This is a genomic window from Psychrobacter sp. AOP7-B1-24, from assembly GCF_052376215.1.
GTDB lineage: Bacteria > Pseudomonadota > Gammaproteobacteria > Pseudomonadales > Moraxellaceae > Psychrobacter.
Window position 1 is genome coordinate 1 of record NZ_JBQSVL010000159.1, and the last position, 1,805, is coordinate 1,805.

2 protein-coding genes are annotated in these 1,805 nt (G+C 35.3%); one reads left to right on the top strand and one right to left on the bottom strand.

Annotated features, from left to right (window positions below; translation table 11 throughout):
- Positions 1-504: hypothetical protein (locus ACT3QP_RS14690; RefSeq protein ID WP_444526012.1), on the top strand; the 504-nt coding region annotated here is incomplete at its 5' end.
- Here ACT3QP_RS14690 and ACT3QP_RS14695 read toward each other — a convergent pair.
- A partial coding sequence (locus ACT3QP_RS14695; RefSeq protein WP_444526013.1) for a WG repeat-containing protein occupies positions 505-1,805 on the bottom strand: 1,301 nt, incomplete at its 5' end.

The following is a 1,805-nucleotide window of genomic DNA, read 5'->3' on the forward strand; positions in this document are numbered from 1 at the left end:
CAGTCATTTTTCAAAGATGACGATACCCTAGTTAGCGTACCTATAATAAAGAACTCGCCACTTGAGGCTACGTTTGGCAACGACAAATATAAGATACGGGCTACAGCAAAAATCAAACCAGTCGACATCGATATAGCCAAAATTGAAAGCTCCAAGCCTTATGTCGAAGGCTGCCCTAATACGTACCAAAATATCTGTAGTTATGGACTTAATGAAGATACAGGTGTTCCAGACAACTATTACTATGCTTTCGCGGAGCTGTCTTTTTCTTTAGACAACCAAACCATAAATATTCCTGACTCATCCTTTAAAGGTATTTATATTCCTGCGTACGCGGTTGACACCAACGACGTGTTTAATCGTATGGAATTATATTTTAATCCTAGTAACAATGATATTTACTTATTATCAAAGCAATCTTATGGTGCATTAACTTACTCTATAGTATTTGAAGTGATCCAAGGCAAATACGTGAATCGTCATGTTTGGTCGGAAGCTTTATAATTACCTTTCAGTATTGTCATAGAAATATTCATCGTAAGTAACCGTTTTTATAAGATTTAGTTCGTCATTCCATATCTCTATTTTATTCTCGTCTTTATTTACTGTATGAATCTCTACATCCAAACCATCTAGCTCTGAGCCTATTTCATCGTAACTATAATCAGTAAGTTTTTCACCGTGTTCATTAATAACTGCGTACTTAAGTTCCATGCTATCTGCATTAACTGCTGCAAAATAGGGTGAATCGCTCAAAGGTTGCATATCAAGATATCCAGCTTCTATTAGTTGGTTTCCATGATTGTCTAATAGACCATAGAGATCATTTTTAGCGAAAATATAACGAATCGTATCTTCTTGTTCTTGTTCTGCTTTCTCATTCAATAGATCGTTGTACTGGGCAATATTCTGCGCTACGTATAACTCTTCATAAACAGGCTCAATTATTACCTTGCCTTCAGCGTCTACAGCTCCTTTTAAACCTTTGTAACTAATAATAAAAGCAGTAGAATTTGAGTAATAATTCTTTTCTAAAATAGAGTAACCATTATATCGAGGGAGTAACGGTTTACCAGTCGCGCCTAGCAACATTGTCCTACCCTCACGCTGAACGATAATATTGTCATTTTCCTTGCCGTATCCACCAATATAATTAAAATCTTCATACTTAAATGGCGTGATTACTTTTCCAGTAGCTCTGTCAGCGAAACCATACATACCTTGCTTTGAAACAGGAATTAGAGGATGTCCATCTCTGATATCTTGACGATCTATATCAACCTCTAAAAGTTCAGTTATCAGCTTACCTTTGGTGCCTAGCAGTGCCTTTTTACCGTCCTTTATTAAGACATACTCATTTAATTCATCAGTAAATCTAGGAGCGTTAGTCGGTATGATAGCATCATAAATTACAGGCTGAATGGTTTGACCTTTTATATCAAAAATACCGTACTTATCACCTTTCTTAACCAATAGAAAATCATCTTGCTCAATAATTTCGTCGTATTCAATAGCTACGATTGGGGTTCCGTAACTATTAATCAGACCGTATCTTCTATCTTTTGAAACAATAAAGTATGTGTTATAAAAGTTAAGATAAATACGATTTTCAAGACCTTCATCAGAAGTATCCAGATAAGGAACAACATCTAGCGTAATGTCATCGGCTAAGTCAGAATCAGATATAACTTCCTGATCTAGTAAGATATAGTCGTTATCATTATCCACGTCAACAGGTTGTGAATATACATAACTATCCTTGGGTAATTGATACTTATTATCAATATTGTAAGATTCGGATTCTA